Source organism: Streptomyces lacrimifluminis (genome assembly GCF_014646095.1).
Lineage (GTDB): Bacteria > Actinomycetota > Actinomycetes > Streptomycetales > Streptomycetaceae > Streptomyces > Streptomyces lacrimifluminis.
Window position 1 is genome coordinate 137,148 of the sequence record NZ_BMMU01000003.1, and the last position, 14,935, is coordinate 152,082.

Annotated in this window: 12 protein-coding genes; 2 read left to right on the forward strand and 10 right to left on the reverse strand. The window is 68.7% G+C overall.

Annotated elements, in window-relative coordinates; genetic code table 11:
• Positions 1-101: 101 nt before the first annotated feature.
• The 5 genes from rpsD to IEY89_RS06040 form a co-directional block, all read right to left on the reverse strand.
• Complete coding sequence (gene rpsD, locus IEY89_RS06020; protein WP_086766745.1) at positions 102-716, reverse strand: 30S ribosomal protein S4; 615 nt, start codon at positions 714-716, stop codon at positions 102-104.
• Positions 717-1,015: 299 nt separating this feature from the next.
• A complete protein-coding gene (locus IEY89_RS06025; RefSeq protein ID WP_189146213.1) occupies positions 1,016-2,371 on the reverse strand; it encodes a replication-associated recombination protein A in 1,356 nt (451 codons plus the stop codon).
• Between the two features lie 76 nt (positions 2,372-2,447).
• A complete protein-coding gene (locus tag IEY89_RS06030) occupies positions 2,448-3,107 on the reverse strand; it encodes a vitamin K epoxide reductase family protein (RefSeq protein ID WP_189146214.1) in 660 nt (219 codons plus the stop codon).
• Between the two features lie 460 nt (positions 3,108-3,567).
• Positions 3,568-4,830, reverse strand: a complete 1,263-nt coding sequence (gene hisS / locus IEY89_RS06035) for a histidine--tRNA ligase (protein WP_189146215.1) — start codon at positions 4,828-4,830, stop codon at positions 3,568-3,570.
• 13 nt (positions 4,831-4,843) lie between these two features.
• On the reverse strand, positions 4,844-5,566 hold the full coding sequence (locus IEY89_RS06040) for an MBL fold metallo-hydrolase (RefSeq protein WP_189146216.1): 723 nt from the start codon (positions 5,564-5,566) through the stop codon (positions 4,844-4,846).
• A 178-nt stretch (positions 5,567-5,744) separates the two neighbouring features.
• Between IEY89_RS06040 and IEY89_RS06045 the strand changes: the two genes are divergently transcribed.
• A complete protein-coding gene (locus IEY89_RS06045; RefSeq protein ID WP_189146217.1) occupies positions 5,745-6,563 on the forward strand; it encodes a peptidylprolyl isomerase in 819 nt (272 codons plus the stop codon).
• A gap of 134 nt (positions 6,564-6,697) precedes the next feature.
• Positions 6,698-7,927 (forward strand): DUF349 domain-containing protein, encoded by a 1,230-nt coding sequence (locus IEY89_RS06050; RefSeq protein ID WP_189146218.1) that lies wholly within the window; start codon positions 6,698-6,700, stop codon positions 7,925-7,927.
• 108 nt (positions 7,928-8,035) lie between these two features.
• On the opposite strand, the gene IEY89_RS06055 is transcribed toward IEY89_RS06050, so the two are convergent.
• The 5 genes from IEY89_RS06055 to yajC all read right to left on the reverse strand — a co-directional run bounded on the left by IEY89_RS06055 (position 8,036) and on the right by yajC (position 14,842).
• Positions 8,036-10,579, reverse strand: a complete 2,544-nt coding sequence (locus IEY89_RS06055; protein ID WP_189146219.1) for a RelA/SpoT family protein — start codon at positions 10,577-10,579, stop codon at positions 8,036-8,038.
• A 193-nt stretch (positions 10,580-10,772) separates the two neighbouring features.
• Positions 10,773-11,312 (reverse strand): adenine phosphoribosyltransferase, encoded by a 540-nt coding sequence (locus IEY89_RS06060; RefSeq protein WP_189146220.1) that lies wholly within the window; start codon positions 11,310-11,312, stop codon positions 10,773-10,775.
• Positions 11,309-12,424 (reverse strand): protein translocase subunit SecF, encoded by a 1,116-nt coding sequence (secF, locus tag IEY89_RS06065; protein WP_189146221.1) that lies wholly within the window; start codon positions 12,422-12,424, stop codon positions 11,309-11,311. The genes IEY89_RS06060 and secF overlap by 4 nt, the downstream gene beginning before the upstream one ends.
• A gap of 1 nt (position 12,425) precedes the next feature.
• A complete protein-coding gene (secD, locus tag IEY89_RS06070) occupies positions 12,426-14,192 on the reverse strand; it encodes a protein translocase subunit SecD (protein WP_189146222.1) in 1,767 nt (588 codons plus the stop codon).
• Between the two features lie 146 nt (positions 14,193-14,338).
• Entirely contained in the window at positions 14,339-14,842 is a 504-nt protein-coding gene (gene yajC / locus IEY89_RS06075) for a preprotein translocase subunit YajC (protein WP_189146223.1), read from the reverse strand.
• Positions 14,843-14,935 lie beyond the last annotated feature (93 nt).

Sequence of the window (14,935 nt, forward strand, 5' to 3'; positions counted from 1 at the left end):
CGAGGCCGTATGCGAAAGCCCGCCGCTCCCCCGCCGGCGAGGGCGGGGAAACGACGGGCCAGGGCGCGAAGCCGGTGGTACCAGGTACTACAGCCGCTGGATCAGCGGGCGTAGTACTCGACGACGAGCTGCTCGTCGCAGATCACCGGGATTTCCTTGCGGTTCGGCTCGCGGTCCAGGCGGAAGGCCAGGGCGCCGAGGTTCACCTGCAGGTAGCGCGGGGTCTCGCCGTCGGGGGCGAAGCCACCGGCGCGGGCGACCTCGAACAGCGTCTTGCTGCGGCTGCGCTCGCGGACCATCACGACGTCGTCGGGACGGACACGGAACGACGGCTTGTCGACCTTCTGGCCGTTGACCTCGATGTGGCCGTGGACGACCATCTGGCGGGCCTGGTAGATCGTGCGGGCGATGCCCGAACGCAGAACCAGGGCGTCGAGACGACGCTCCAGCTCGATGACCAGGGCCTCACCGGTCTTGCCCTGCGTCTTGGCGGCACGCTCGTAGGCGCGGACGAGCTGACGCTCGGACACGTCGTACTGCGCGCGCAGACGCTGCTTCTCCAGCAGACGGACCTTGTAGTCCGAGTTCTGCTTGCGGCCACGACCGTGCTCGCCCGGCGGGTAGGGGCGGGCCTCGAAGTACTTGACGGCCTTCGGGGTCAGCGCGATGCCGAGGGCACGCGACTTCTTGACCTTGGGGCGGGGCTGGTTAGCCACTTCTTTTCCTTTTCCTCTTCGGCTGCCTCAGGGTTACGGGAGGTCGCATCCGCAGCCGGGGATTCCCGGCAGGTCCACGAGGGACTTGCCAGGCAGCCGTTCCCCTGTGCTGGGCACATACGTGCAGCACACGAACGGCCCACCGACCGTTCCCGGAACCCGGGTGGTGGTGGGCTGCCCGCGACACCTACGAAGGTGCGCGACGCTCCTGGATCAGAAGATCCGGCTGGTTGTCCCGCCTGAGGCGCCGGCCGAAGCCGGACACGGGACGCAGCACTGCGCAGGATTCTACAGCGTGCTCAGGACCGCTTGCGACCGAGGTGTCTTCTGGTCCACTCGACCGCGTCCGCGTACCGGGCCTCGGCTCCGTGCCGGGTCGGTTCGTAGTACGTGCGGTTCTTGAGCTCCTCCGGGGCGTACTGCTGCTCGGCGATTCCCTCCGGCAGGTCGTGCGGGTACACGTACCCCTGCGCGTGGCCGAGCTTGGCGGCGCCCTTGTAGTGCCCGTCGCGCAGGTGCATCGGCACGGGTCCCGCATGGCCCTTGCGTACGTCCTCCATGGCGGCGCCGATCGCGGTGGTCGCGGCGTTGGACTTGGGGGCCAGGGCGAGGGCGATGGTGGCGTGACTGAGGGTGAGGGCGGCCTCCGGGAAGCCGATCATGGCGACGGCCTGCGCGGCGGCGACGGCTATGGGCAGGGCGTTCGGATCGGCGAGGCCGATGTCCTCGCTGGCGGAGATCATCAGACGGCGGGCGATGAAGCGGGGGTCCTCGCCGGCCTCGATCATGCGGGCGAGGTAGTGCAGGGCCGCGTCGACGTCGGAGCCCCGGATGGACTTGATGAGGGCGCTGGCCACGTCGTAGTGCTGGTCGCCGTCCCGGTCGTACTTCACGGCCGCCCGGTCGACCGTCTCCTCCAGGGTCTGGAGGGTGATGTCCGCGTCGCCCTTGTCGAGCGCGGCTCCGGCGGCGGCCTCCAGGGCGGTCAGGGCACGGCGGGCGTCTCCGCCGGCGATCCGCAGCAGGTGTTCCTCGGCGTCCCCGGGGAGCGTGACGGCGCTCTTGAGACCACGCTCGTCGGCGACCGCGCGGCGCAGCAGGCTGCGCAGATCGTCGTCGGTGAGGGGTTCGAGGGTGAGGAGGAGGGAGCGGGAGAGGAGGGGCGAGATGATGGAGAAGTACGGGTTCTCCGTGGTTGCCGCGATCAGGGTCACCCAGCGGTTCTCGACAGCGGGGAGCAGGGAGTCCTGCTGGGCCTTGCTGAAGCGGTGGATCTCGTCGAGGAAGAGGACGGTCTCCTTGCCGAAGCCACCGGTGGCACGGCGGGCCCCGTCGATGACCGCGCGGACCTCCTTGACGCCCGCGGTGATCGCCGACAGCTCGACGAAGCGCTTGTCGGTGGCCTTCGACACGACGTACGCCAGGGTGGTCTTGCCGGTGCCGGGCGGGCCCCAGAGGATCACGGACGACGGTCCGGCCGGTCCGCCCTCGCTCTCGCCGACGAGTCGGCGCAGCGGCGATCCCGGCTTCAGCAGATGCTGCTGGCCCACGACCTCGTCGAGGACACGCGGGCGCATCCGCACGGCCAGGGGACTTCCGGACGGGTCCTTCTCCTGGCGTGCTTCGGCTGCGGCGGTGAACAGGTCGGGCTCCACGCTGAAAACCCTACCTGGGGGTCCGGGGGTGTCCCCCAGAAGGCTCAGTACCGCACTGATCATGCCTGCGGCGCCGTCAGCTGGTCCAGAACTCCCACCAGCGGGTCAGGACCAGCATCCCGATGATGCCGATGTGCAGGACCGGCACGACCCAGGTGAACTCGCCGAAGAAGCTCCTGAGCCACTTCGGCGCGGGGATGAACCCGTTCCTGACGTTGAACGAGGTCACGTACCAGAACATGATGATCGTCGCGACCCAGGCCAGGGAGCACCACAGGCACAGCGCGTTGATCCGGTACAGGGACTGGAACTGCAGCCAGGTGCAGAATCCGACGCCGAACAGGGTCCCCGCGTTGAAGGTGAGCCAGTACCAGCGCGGGAAACGGGCCCGGCCGAGGAGGCTCATGCCGACGCAGATGACGATGCCGTAGGCGACGAGGCCGAGCATCGGGTTGGGGAACCCGAAGGCGGCGGCCTGCTTGCTCTCCATCACGCTGCCGCAGGACACGACGGGGTTGAGGCTGCAGCCGGGGGTGAACGTCTTGCCCTCGACCTTGGCTTCCAGCAGCTTGAACTTGTCGATCGTGATGACCCACGCCGCGAGCAGGCCGGCCGCGCCGGTGAGCAGCAGCATCACGGCGAACGCACGACTTCCGCCCACGGAACGGGATGCCTCGGCGGGGGGCTCGGGCCGGTCGGTGGAGACACCGTCCTTCATCACTGTCGTCTTGGTCATCACGCCGTTCCGTTGCTTCGAGAGGGGGGTTGGCGGGCACGGTCATTGTGCCGCACACGGGCGCGTGTCCACCGTTCGGTGGACATAAGCAGGTGCGCGCGGCCGTCCCTGTGGGCCCGGCTCGGGACGAGGCTCGACGGCATGAATGCCTGCTGGGCCCCGGCCCCGGGACGGCGGCGAGGGCACACGTGTCGGAAATCGTCCGGGGGGGACGAATCAGCACGCGCCGAGTTGACGCTGCACGAACCGCACACTTCACCCCCGCCGCCCTTACCCGTCCCGTCCCTGGGGGCCTGCGACCCCCAGACCCCCGCTTCGGCCCTGAAGGGGCCTCGTCCTCAAACGCCGGACGGGCTGGTATGTCAGCCCCTCCGGCGTTTGAGGAGCGGGGGTTCGGGGGCGCGGAGCCCCCGAGGATGGGACGGGTAAGGGCGGCGGGGGCGAAGGACACCCCGGCGCCTCAGCCCAGCCGCGATTCCAGTTCCGCCACGATCTCGTTCACGCCGATCGCCGTCTGCTCCCCGGACGCCATGTCCTTCAGCTGGACCACACCCTCCGCGAGGTCCCGCTCACCGGCGACGATCGTGTAACGCGCCCCACTCCGGTTCGCGTTCTTCATCGCCCCCTTCAAGCCCTTCGCCCCGTACGAGAAGTCCGCCGCGACCCCCACTTTGCGCAACTCCGTGACCTTCGCGAACAGCACCCGGCGAGCCTCCTCGCCCAGCGGCACCGCGAACACACTTGTCGCGGACGGGAGTTCGAGCTCGACCCCCTCTGCCTCAAGAGCCAGCACCGTACGGTCGACGCCCAGCGCCCAGCCCACGGACGGCAGCGCGGGACCGCCGAGCATCTCGGACAGGCCGTCATAGCGCCCGCCGCCGCCCACCGCGGACTGCGAGCCCAGTCCGTCGTGGACGAACTCGAAGGTCGTACGGGTGTAGTAGTCGAGGCCGCGGACCAGCTTCGGGTCGTCCTCGAAGGCGACGCCCGCCTCGGTGATCAGCTCGCGGACCTCCTCGTGGTACGCCTTGCAGGCGTCGCAGAGGTAGTCCCGCAGCAGGGGCGCCCCCACCAGTTGCTTCTGGACGTCGTCCCGCTTGTCGTCCAGTACGCGCAGCGGGTTGATGTCGGCCCGGCGCAGCGTCTCCTCGTCCAGGTCGAGGCCCCGGAGGAAGTCCTGCAGCGCGGCCCGGTAGACCGGACGGCACTCCTTGTCGCCCAGCGAGTTCAGCAGGATGCGGAAGTTCCGCAGGCCCAGCGTCCGGTACGCCTGGTCCGCCAGGATGATCAGCTCGGCGTCGAGCGCGGGATCCTCCGCGCCGATCGCCTCCGCGCCCACCTGCGAGAAGTGGCGGTAGCGGCCCTTCTGGGGGCGCTCGTAGCGGTAGTACGAGCCCGAGTACCAGAGCTTGACCGGGAGGTTGCCCAGCTTGTGGAGGTTGGCCTCCAGCGCCGCGCGCAGGACCGACGCCGTGCCCTCGGGGCGCAGGGCCAGCCTGTCTCCGCCCTTGGTCTCGAAGGCGTACATCTCCTTCGTCACGATGTCCGTCGACTCTCCGACGCCCCGGGCGAACAGTTCGACGTTCTCGAAGCCGGGTGTCTCGATGTAGCCGTAGCCGGAGTTGCGCAGCGGGGCCGCGATGGCTTCCCGCACCGCCAGGAACTTCGCGCTCTCCGGCGGGATCAGGTCGTACGTGCCCTTGGGGGCCTTGAAGGTGCTCACGGGAGGTCTCTCGTCACATTCCTCGTCGGTGAGGGGGGTTCGATCCCTCGCCGCGATCTTGAAGGCCGGCCGCCACCTGCCGCAGATACGGGTTGGTGGCGCGCTCCTGGCCGATGGTCGTCTGGGCGCCGTGGCCGGACAGCACCACGGTCGAGTCGTCGAGCGGCAGGCACACACGGGCCAGCGAGTCGAGCATCTCGGCCATGTCACCGCCGGGGAGGTCGGTGCGTCCGATGGAGCCGGCGAAGAGCAGGTCGCCCGAGAAGAACACGGACGGGATGTCCGTGGTCTCGGGCATCCTGAACGTCACCGACCCCTTGGTATGGCCCGGCGCGTGCGCCACGCTCAGTTCGAGTCCCGCCAGTTCCAGCCGTGCGCCGTCCGTGAGCTCCTTGACGTCGTCCGGCTCCCCGATGGTCAGCTCGCCCAGCAGCGGCATGCCGATGGAACGGCCGAGCGCCTTCTCCGGGTCGCTCATCATGTAGCGGTCGTCGGGGTGGATCCACGCCGGGACGCCGTGCGCGCCGCACACCGGGACGACCGAGGCCACATGGTCGAGGTGGCCATGGGTGAGGACGACGGCGACGGGCTTGAGCCGATGCTTCTTCAGCGTCTCCTCGACTCCCTCGGCGGCCTGGTGGCCCGGGTCGATGATCACGCACTCCTCACCGGCGGCGGGAGCGACGAGATAACAGTTCGTCCCCCAGGCGCCGGCCGGGAACCCGGCAATGAGCACGATCGTCCTTCGATTTGTGGTGTACGTGGTCGTACGGGGTGGATGGCAGTGCCGCAGAGCCTACCGGCGCTGCCGTTTCCTCAGCGAACCCATATACGGTACGGGGCACACGCAGGCGATCGGTACCCAAGACGCACGCGTCCCAGTTGACGTACGAGACGCATGAGGAGAGAACCCGGTGGTCACCCAGGAGCAGCGGCGGCGTCAGCTCGCCCGGGAGAAGTTCTTGCGGCAGCAGCAGCGGCGTACGGCCGCGCGGCGCAAGGCGAACGTGCGCAACTCGGTGATCGCGTCGGTCCTCGGCGTGATCGTCGTGGGCAGCGTGCTGTCGTATGCGACCGGGGTCTTCAAGAACGACGACAACAAGTCGAACGCGAGCGCGGAGGTCACTCCGAGCGCCTCGCCGAGCAAGGCCGCGGACCCCTGCGAGAAGGCGGCCGAGGGGAAGGTGAAGTCGCTGAGCTGGAAGAAGGAGCCGGCGATGACCATCGACAAGTCGGCCAAGTACGACATGAAGCTCGCGACGACCTGCGGCGACATCGACATCGCCCTGAAGACGTCCGCGGCCCCGCACACGGTGAACTCGTTCAACTTCCTCGCGAGCGAGGGCTATCTCGACCACACCAAGTGCCACCGGCTCACCACGAACGGCATCTACGTGCTGCAGTGCGGTGACCCGAAGGGCACCGGTATGGGTGGTCCCGGCTACACCCTCCCGGACGAGAACCTGAAGGACAAAACCCTCAAGAACAACATCTACCCGGCGGGCACGATCGCCATGGCCAACACGGGCCAGGCGCACACCGGCGGCAGCCAGTTCTTCCTGGTCTACCAGGACAGTCAACTTCCGCCCAGCTACACACCGTTCGGCACGATCTCCGCGTCGGGCATGAAGGTCCTGAAGAAGATCGCCGCGGCCGGTGAGGCCACGGGACAGGGTGACGGCGCACCGAACGCGACCGTTGTGATCAACAAGGCGACCGTAACGAAATCCTGACCGCCAACAGCGAAACTTCGGTCGCGCGGGATGCGGACAGCATCCCTGCCGGTCGCCTATGTTGGCCGAGACGAAACTGTGGACGATGCCCGGGGGTGCAGAGCCCTCCGCAGGCATCATGTGGAGGAGGCGCTGTGAGCAGCGACCCGTGGGGCCGCGTCGACGAGACGGGGACCGTGTACGTGCGTACAGCCGACGGTGAGCAGGTCGTCGGTTCCTGGCAGGCCGGCTCCCCCGAGGAGGCGTTGGCCTACTTCGAGCGCAAGTACGAGGGCCTGGTTGTCGAGATCGGCCTCCTCGAAAAGCGAGTCAAGACCACCGATCTGTCCGCGAAGGACGCCCAGGTGGCGATCGACCACATCCGCGAGCAGGTGGACGCCCACCACGCGGTCGGCGATCTGGCCTCGCTGAGGGTCCGGCTGGACAAGCTCGTCGAGACCGTCGAGGCCCGCCGCGAGGAGCGCAAGCAGCAGCGGGCCAAGCAGTCCGACGAGGCGCGGGGCGCCAAGGAGGCGCTGGTCGTCGAGGCGGAGGAGCTGGCGCAGTCCGACCAGTGGCGGTCCGCCGGCGAGCGGCTGCGCGCGCTGGTGGACACCTGGAAGGGGCTGCCTCGGCTCGACCGGAAGTCGGACGACGAGCTGTGGCACCGCTTCTCGCACGCCCGCTCGGCGTTCTCCAAGCGCCGCAAGGCACACTTCGCGTCCCTGGACGCGCAGCGCGAGGACGCCCGCAAGGCCAAGGAGAAGCTGGTCGCGGAGGCCGAGGCACTGTCGACGTCGACCGACTGGGGTCCGACGGCGGCGCGCTACCGCGAGCTGATGACGGACTGGAAGGCCGCGGGCCGTGCCCAGCGCGAGCACGAGGACGACCTGTGGAACCGCTTCCGCGGCGCCCAGGACGTGTTCTTCGCCGCGCGCAGCTCGGTCTTCGCCGAGCGGGACGCGGAACAGACCGAGAACCTCAAGCTCAAGGAGGAGCTGGCCGAGGAGGCCGAGAAGCTCCTGCCGATCACGGACCTGAAGGCGGCGCGCGCCGCTTTCCGTTCGCTCAACGAGCGCTGGGAGGCCATCGGCCATGTGCCGCGGGACTCGCGGCCGAAGGTCGAGGGCCGGATGCACACGGTCGAGCGGGCCCTTCAGGAGTCCGAGGAGACCGAGTGGCGCCGGACGAACCCGGAGGCACGCGCGCGTGCCGAGGGTCTGACCGGCCAGCTCCAGGCGGCCGTGGACAAGCTCGGCGCCCAGATCGAGACCGCCAGAGCACAGGGCAACAACGCCAGGGCCGACAAGCTCCAGAAGGAGCTGGACGGCCGTCAGGCGCTGCTGGACCAGGCACTCAAGGGTCTGCAGGAGTTCGGCGGCTAGGTCGGTCCGGCGGTTCCGGTTCCGGTTCGGCAGGTTTCCCGTTGCGTCGCATTGCAAGAGGGGCTCCCGTACGTCTCGTACGGGAGCCCCTCTGCGTACCGCTCGTGGTTACGGCCTGCGGGCCGAGGTCACCCGGTACACGTCGTAGACGCCCTCGACGCCCCTGACGGCCTTCAGGACGTGCCCCAGGTGCTTGGGGTCGCCCATCTCGAAGGTGAAGCGGGAGGTGGCCACCCGGTCCCTCGACGTCTGGACGGCCGCCGACAGGATGTTGACGTGCTGGTCGGACAGGACGCGGGTGACGTCCGACAGAAGGCGGGAGCGGTCCAGTGCCTCGACCTGGATGGCGACCAGGAAGACCGAGGACTGGGTGGGCGCCCACTCGACTTCGAGGATGCGCTCGGGCTCCCGGTTCAGTGACTCGATGTTCACGCAGTCGTTGCGGTGAACCGACACGCCGCTACCGCGCGTGACGAATCCGATGATGGGGTCGCCGGGTACGGGCGTACAGCAGCGGGCGAGCTTCACCCAGACGTCGTCGACGCCCTTGACGACCACACCCGGGTCGTTGTTGCTGCGGCGCTTGCGGCTGCGGGCGGGCGGAACGGCCTCGTCCATCTCCTCGGTGGCCGCCTCCTCGCCGCCGAGCGCCTGCACGAGCTTCTGTACGACGTTCTGCGCGGCCACATGGCCCTCGCCGATCGCCGCGTACAGGGACGAGATGTCGGGGTAGCGCATCTCGTGGGCGAGGGTGACGAGGGAGTCGCCGGTGAGAATGCGCTGGATCGGCAGGTTCTGCTTGCGCATCGCGCGCGCGATGGCGTCCTTGCCCTGTTCGATCGCCTCGTCGCGCCGCTCCTTGGAGAACCAGGCGCGGATCTTGTTGCGGGCGCGCGGCGACTTGACGAAGCCGAGCCAGTCGCGGGAGGGCCCCGCGCCGGCCGCCTTGGAGGTGAAGACCTCCACCAGGTCGCCGTTGTCGAGGGTGGATTCGAGCGGTACGAGACGGCCGTTGACCCGTGCCCCTATGGTCCGGTGGCCGACCTCGGTGTGCACCGCGTACGAGAAGTCGACCGGGGTCGCACCCGCCGGAAGCGCTATCACGTCGCCCTTGGGCGTGAAGACGAAGACCTCGTTGCGGGACAGGTCGAAGCGCAGGGACTCCAGGAACTCGCTGGGGTCCTCGGTCTCCTTCTGCCAGTCCAGCAACTGCCGCAGCCAGGCCATGTCGTTGAGGTGGTCGTCCTTGCCGGTGGTTCTCGGCTGGTCCGACCGCACCTTGGAGGCGCCGGCGACGGCCTCCTGCTTGTACTTCCAGTGCGCGGCGATGCCGTACTCGGCACGGCGGTGCATGTCGAACGTCCGGATCTGGAGTTCGACGGGCTTGCCGTTGGGCCCGATGACCGTCGTGTGCAGCGACTGGTACATATTGAACTTGGGCATCGCGATGTAGTCCTTGAACCGGCCGGGGACCGGGTTCCAGCGCGCGTGCACGGTGCCGAGGGCGGCGTAACAGTCGCGGACCGTGTCGACAAGTACACGAATACCCACGAGGTCGTAGATCTCCGCGAAGTCACGGCCTCGGACGATCATCTTCTGGTAGACGCTGTAGTAGTGCTTCGGGCGCCCGGTGACGGTGGCCTTGATGCGGGCCGCGCGCAGATCGCTCTGCACCTCGTCGGTCACTATGGCCAGGTACTCGTCACGCTTCGGTGCCCTCTCGGCCACCAGCCGGACGATCTCGTCGTACATCTTGGGGTAGAGGATCGCGAACGCGAGGTCCTCCAGCTCCCACTTGATGGTGTTCATACCCAGGCGATGGGCGAGCGGCGCGTAGATCTCCAGCGTCTCGCGCGCCTTCTTCTCCTGCTTCTCGCGCTTGAGGTAGCGCATGGTGCGCATGTTGTGCAGCCGGTCGGCGAGCTTGATGACGAGGACGCGCGGGTCCTTGGCCATGGCGACGACCATCTTGCGCACGGTCTCGGCCTGCGCGGCCTCGCCGAACTTGACCTTGTCCAGCTTGGTGACGCCGTCCACGAGGAGCGCGACGGAGTCGCCGAAGTCTCGGCGGAGCTGGTCGAGGCCGTACTCGGTGTCCTCGACCGTGTCGTGCAGCAGACCGGCCATCAGTGTCGCCGGGTCCATGCCCAGCTCGGCGAGGATCGTGGTGACGGCCAGCGGGTGGGTGATGTACGGGTCGCCGCTCTTGCGCTTCTGGCCGCGGTGCCAGCGCTCGGCGACCTGGTAGGCGTTCTCGATCTGGCGGAGCGTCGCCGTCTCGATCTTCGGGTCGTTGCTGCGCACCGCCCGCAGCAAGGGCTCAAGGACCGGGTTGTACGGGTTGGAACGCTGTCCGCCGAGTCGTGCCAGCCGGGCGCGTACGCGGTTCGGGGAGCCGGAGCGGGCGGGCGGCTGGCCGGAGACCGGGCGGGCGGCGGGTGCGGGAGCCGGGGTGGGTGCGGGTTCGGGCGTGGCCGGCTCGGGCGTGACCGGCTTCGGACGCGAGGGCTCGGCCGCCCGGTCGACGGGGGCGGACTGGGCGTGCTCGACCGGCCCGTGCGCGTCGACGTTCGCCGTCTCTGCGGGCGTGGCCGCGGGCTCCGAGCCGGGCTCGGGCTTGGCGGCGGTCAGGGGCTGGGCCTCGTCTGCCAAGAGGACTCCTCGTGCGCGATCCGGGTCCCCCGGTCAGGCTCCGGAGACCCCATGGTAGCGATCCCGGGCTCCGGCATCGCGTCCAGGCCGCTGAGACGGCCTTCTACCGGAGAAACGCGTGAGGCGGGCACCGGATTCCTCCGGTGCCCGCCTCCGTCGCTCCATGTGTCTGCCCGCAGCCCTGTGGGATGCCTCAGATGGTGATCAGTGCCTCCAGCAGCGCTCCCGACAGCGCGGACTCGAGCCGCTGCCTGCCGCCGAGGAAACCGAGCTCCATGAGGATCGCCACACCCGCGACCTCCGCGCCGGCCCGCCGGATCAGCTGGACCGAGGCCTCGGCTGTACCGCCCGTGGCCAGTACGTCGTCGATCACCAGGACGCGGTCGCCCGCGTTCAGGTCCTCGGCGTGCACCTCGATCTCGGCGGAGCCGTACTCCAGGTCGTACGCCTGGCTGAGCGTGGCTCCGGGGAGCTTGCCCGCCTTGCGTACGGGGATGAAGCCCAGGCCTGCCCGGACCGCGACCGGGGCACCCAGGATGAAGCCGCGGGCCTCCAGGCCGACGATCTTCGTGGCCCCGCTGCGGACGGCGATGTCCGCCAGGGCGTCGGTGAGCGCGGTGAACGCCTCGGGGTCCGCCAGGAGCGGGGTGATGTCCTTGAACATCACCCCCGGCTCCGGGTAGTCCGCCACATCGCGGATACGGCTGAGCAGCAGTTCCCTGACCGCGGTCATCGGCGCTTGCCCGAGGGCCGGCCGCGACCCCGGTTGCGGGAGGCCGGCTGGTTGCGCGGACCGACGACCGCCGGAGCGGCGTCCTCGTCCTCGTCGTCGTACGGCTGCTCGTCACTGACCGTGGCCGTCGGGGCGTCGTCCTGCCCGGCCTGCGCCCGCTTGGCCAGGACGCGCTTCTTGAGGGCCTTCATCTGCGGCTCGCGCTCCTTGAGGTCGGCGACGAGCGGCGTGGCGATGAAGATCGAGGAGTACGCACCGGCCGCGAGGCCGACGAACAGCGACAGCGAGATGTCGTTGAGCATGCCGGCGCCGAGCACACCGCCACCGATGAACAGCAGGCCGGCGACCGGGAGGAGCGCGACCACCGTGGTGTTGATGGAGCGGACCAGGGTGCCGTTGATCGACCGGTCGGCGATCTCGCTGTAGGTCCAGCGGGTCTGCTTGGTGATGTCCTTGGTCTGCTCCTTGAGACTGTCGAAGACGACGACCGTGTCGTACAGCGAGTAACCGAGAATCGTCAGCAGACCGATCACCGTGCCTGGCGTCACCTCGAAGCCGACGAGGGCGTAGATGCCGACCGTGATGGTGATGTCGTGGATGAGCGCCACCAGCGCGGCCACGGCCATGCGCCATTCGAAGGCGATCGCCAGATAGATCACGACGAGGAACATGAAGATCACCAGGCCCTGCCAGGCCTTGTTCGCGACCTGATCGCCCCAACTGGGGCCGACCAGCTCACCGGTGATGTCCTTCTCCGGAATGCCGAGGTCGGTGGCGAGCTTCGCGGAGACCTTGTCCGCCGCCGCGGTGTCGATGGTGGCGACCTGGATGCGCAGGCCGTCCTTGCCGAGCGTCTGGACGATCGCGTCGTGGCCGGAGGCCTCCTCCGCGTACTTCTCGGCCTGGCTCACCGACACGCTGGTCTTCTCGATGGTGAAGACGGCACCGCCCTCGAACTCGATGCCCATGTTCAGGCCGCGCACCGACAGGCCGAGGATGGCCGTGATGGTGATCAGGATCGAGAGGCCGTACCAGATGAAGCGCTTGCCGACGAAGTCGTAGCCGATCTCGCCTCGGTGGAGCCGGGCGCCGAGGGTGCCGAGTTTCGACATCTCACGCCTCCTTCATGTCGACGGGCGCGGACGCGCGACGGGTGCGACGGAGCGGCGGTTTGGCGCCCAGGCGCTGCGGGTCGAGGCCGGACCAGCTGTGGCCCTCCGCGAAGAACTTCTTGCGGGCGAGGATCGTCATCAGCGGCTTGGTGAAGAAGAAGACGACGACCACGTCGAGCAGAGTGGTCAGACCGAGCGTGAACGCGAAGCCCTGGACCTTGCCGACGGTGACGATGAAGAGCACCGCGGCGGCCAGGAAGGACACGAAGTCGGAGACCAGGATGGTGCGCCGGGCACGCGGCCAGCCGCGCTCGACGGCGGGCCGCAGCGAACGGCCCTCCCGGATCTCGTCCCGGATGCGTTCGAAGAACACGATGAACGAGTCCGCGGTGATACCGATCGCGACGATCGCACCACAGACGGCCGGCAGGTTCAGCGCGAAGCCGATGCCCGGACCGAGCAGCGACATGATCACGTACGTGAGGACGGCGGAGACCAGGAGAGAGGCGATGGCGACGGCCGACAGACCCCGGTAGTAGACCACCAGGTAGACGACGACCAGGGCCAGGCCGATCGCACCCGCGATCAGACCCGCCTCCAACTGCTCGTCGCCGAGCGCGGGGCTCACCGTGCTGACGCTCGACTCGGCGAAGGTGAGCGGGAGCGCGCCGTACGACAGCATGTTGGCCAGATCCTGGGCGTCGGTCTGGGTGAAGCTGCCGGAGATCTGCGCGGAGCCGCCCGTGATCGCCGTGCTCACGTACGGGTTGGAGACGACCTCACCGTCCAGAACGATGCCGAACTCGTTCTGCGGGGCCTGGTTCTGGGCGAGGCGGCCGGTGACCTCACCGAACTGCTTGCTTCCCTTGGACGTGAAGTCCATGGTGACCTGCCAACCCGCGGCACCCTGGGTGTCGAAGACGGCCTGGGCCTTCTCGACCTCGGTGCCGTCCACCTCGGACGGGCCGAGGATGAACTTCTGCCACTGGCCCTGCGAGTTCTTGCCGCAGGCCACCGTGGGCTCACTGGGCTTGACGCCGTCACCGGTGACGGCGCGGACGGCCTTCTTGGTGCAGTCGAGCGCCGTGTACTTCGCCTGGAGCGCCGCGGTGGCCGCGTCGGCAGTGGGGGTCGCCGACGGCGACGCGCTGGTGGTCGCGGACGACGAGCCGCTCGGCGTCGGCGTCGCGTCGGCCTTCAGGGCGTCGGTGACCGGACGGCCCTGCGAGGTGGCGCTGGCCGACGGGCTGGGTGAGCCGGACGACGTCGAGGTCGCCTTGTCACCCGTCTCAGAGGCCGACGGCGAAGGGCTGCCGGACGTGCTCGCGCTCGGCGTGGGGCTGGCCGTCGCGGCGACGCCCTGCACCTCCAGGGCCAGAACGGGACGGAAGTAGAGCTTGGCGGTGGTGCCGACCTGTTCCCGGGCCTGCTTGGAGTTCGTGCCCTTGGGGATGTTGACGATGATGTTGTCGGATCCCTGGGTCTGAACCTCGGCCTCGGAAACGCCAAGACCGTTGACACGGCGGTTCATGATGTCGACCGCGGTGTCCATGTTGGTCTTGTTGATCGCGTTCGGCTGGCCCGGCTCGTTCTTCGCCGTGAGCGTGATGCTCGTACCACCGGCCAGGTCGATGCCGAGACGCGGAGTCGTGTGTCCCGAGAGGAACATGCCTCCGGTGAGCGCCACGATGGCGATCAGAATGAGGGCCAGCGAGCGTCCTGGCTTGCTCTGGGAGCTCGCGCTCCGGCCCTTCTTAGGTGCTGCCACCTTCTCGTACTCCCTCTCGGGCCGCCTCGCGCCGGGTCAGCGCGGCCGGCGGCCATGACATGGTGACGGGACTCCCTGCGAGAACCGCACGTGTCGGGGGTACGGGACGCGAGCGGATCGCGCCGCGCTCCTCCCCCGGAACGCGGCTACTTCGCGTCGGACTCGCCGTCAATCTTCTTCGGCTCTTCTTCCGCCTTCACCTCAGCGGCCTCGGTCTCGCCAGCCGGCTTGTCGGCCGCGTCCTTCTTGCCGAGGTCGATGGGCTTGTCGTCGGAAGCGGCGGAAGCGTCGTCGGAGGGCTCGTCGGTCTCGGTGAGGGAGGAGGCGTCGTCCGGAACGACGGCTTCGTCGGTCTTCAGGTCGTGCTCGATGCCGTGAACGATGCGGTTGTACTCGTCGTCGCCGAGGACGGCGCCGATGGAGTTCTTCGCGAAGAGAAGCTCGACACCCGGGCCCGCGTCAAGGAGGACCGTCTCCTCGTTGACCTCCTTGACCGTCGCGTACATGCCCCCGATCGTGCGGACACCGGTACCGGGCTGCATGTCGTTACGCATCTGCGCGGCGGCCTGCTGCTTGCGCTTGGCCGAGCGGGTCATCAGGAACATGGCCCCGATGAGCACGATGAACGGGAGGAGGGTCACGATATTCACGGGACGGAATTTCCTTCGCACTACCGCGTCGGTGAGCGGCCTGGTGGATGGGGGTGTGGTCGGCGCCACCTACGAAGTTACAAAGGCGGCATC